This window comes from Nguyenibacter vanlangensis (assembly GCF_013376155.1).
In the GTDB taxonomy this organism is placed as follows: Bacteria; Pseudomonadota; Alphaproteobacteria; order Acetobacterales; family Acetobacteraceae; genus Gluconacetobacter; species Gluconacetobacter vanlangensis.
Genome location: NZ_JABXXP010000655.1, coordinates 1 through 1,550 on the forward strand (window position 1 = coordinate 1; position 1,550 = coordinate 1,550).

Annotated in this window: 2 protein-coding genes; one reads left to right on the forward strand and one right to left on the reverse strand. The window is 69.0% G+C overall.

Going from position 1 to position 1,550, the window contains the following annotated elements; translation table 11 throughout:
- On the reverse strand, window positions 1-1,215 hold a 1,215-nt coding region (gene gltX, locus HUK84_RS17700), incomplete at its 3' end, for a glutamate--tRNA ligase (RefSeq protein ID WP_176641422.1).
- A 112-nt stretch (window positions 1,216-1,327) separates the two neighbouring features.
- Here gltX and HUK84_RS17705 point away from each other — a divergent pair.
- On the forward strand, window positions 1,328-1,550 hold a 223-nt coding region (locus HUK84_RS17705; protein ID WP_176641423.1), incomplete at its 3' end, for a hypothetical protein.

Genomic DNA, 1,550 nt, shown 5'->3' on the forward strand with positions numbered 1-1,550 from the left:
GAACGGCTCGATCACCGCCAGGTCGCGGGCCAGCAGCCCCAGCATCTCCCTGGCCTCCGGCGTCAGCAGCTTCTCGGCCTTGGCATCGCACTCCAGCGGCACGTGCCGGCCCAGGAAGGCCGCGCTGTCGGCCAGGTCCACCAGCGTCCTCGCCCGTTCCTTCAGTCCCGGCATCAGTTGCAGGATGCGCGCCCGCACCGTGTCGTCCAGCGTCACCCCCGGCCGGCCGGCCAGGCGGGCGGCCACCTCCTCGGTCAGCCGCGAATCCTCCGCCTGACGCAGCCAGACGCCGTTCAGGTGCTGCAGCTTGACGTAATCCATGCGCGACGCCGACCGCCCGACGCCATCCAGGTCGAACAGGCGGATCTGCTCCTCGCGCGACAGGATCTCGGCATCGCCGTGGCCCCAGCCCAGGCGCAGCAGGTAATTGTTCAGCGCCTCGGGCAGGTATCCCATGTCGCGGAATTCCACCACCGACTGCGCGCCGTGCCGCTTGGACAGCTTGGCGCCGTCGGGCCCGTGGATCAGCGGCAGATGCGCGAAGGCAGGCAGCTCCCAGCCCATGGCGCGATAGATCATCGCCTGGCGGAAACTGTTGGTCAGGTGGTCGTCGCCGCGGATGACGTGGGTGATGTCCATGTCATGGTCATCCACTACCACCGCCAGTTGATAGACCGGGGTACCGTCGCCGCGCAGGATGATCATGTCGTCCAGTTCGGCATTCGCCACGCGGACCTCGCCCTGCACCAGGTCGTGGATGACCGTCTCGCCCTCGCGCGGGGCGCGGATGCGCACCGTGAAGGGTGCGCCCGGCGGCGCCTCGGCCGGGTCGCGGTCGCGCCAATAGCCGTTATAGCGCGGCGGCTTGCCCTCGGCAGCGGCCTGCTCGCGCATCTGCTGCAGTTCTTCGGGCGTACAGAAACAGCGATAGGCCAAACCCTGCGCCAGCAGGTGATGCGCCACCTCGGCATGGCGGGCCTGACGCGTGGACTGGAAGACCGGCGCCTCGTCCGGGGTAAGCCCCATCCAGGCCAGCCCGTCGAACAGCACGTCCACCGCCTGCTGGGTCGAACGTTCGCGGTCCGTATCCTCGATGCGCAGCAGGAACTTGCCGCCATGGTGACGGGCATAAAGGAAGTTGAACAGGGCGGCGCGGGCGTTGCCGATATGCAGCAATCCCGTCGGGCTGGGTGCGAAGCGCGTACGAACGGTCATGAGCCGGGTCCATACCATGGGATGTCTCCGCCATACAGGGGGTGCGCCCGGCTGGTGCTTCTCCCGACGGGCGCATCTTCTGCAACCCGCCTGCCGGGGCTAGTCTGTCCGGGTGGAACAGCGGGCGGGCAAGGGCGGGGTGACGGACGCAACCGGCAGGCAGGATTGCACCAAGCCATGGCTCGCGCGCCAGCTTCTGGCCGAACGGACGCGGCTGGCGCTCTGGCTGCCGGTGGGGCTGGGGCTGGGCATCGCGGGCTATTTCATGCTGCGGCAGGAACCGGGGCGGCCGGCAATGCTGGCCGTGCTGCTGCTGGCCGTGGCCATGGCGGGCT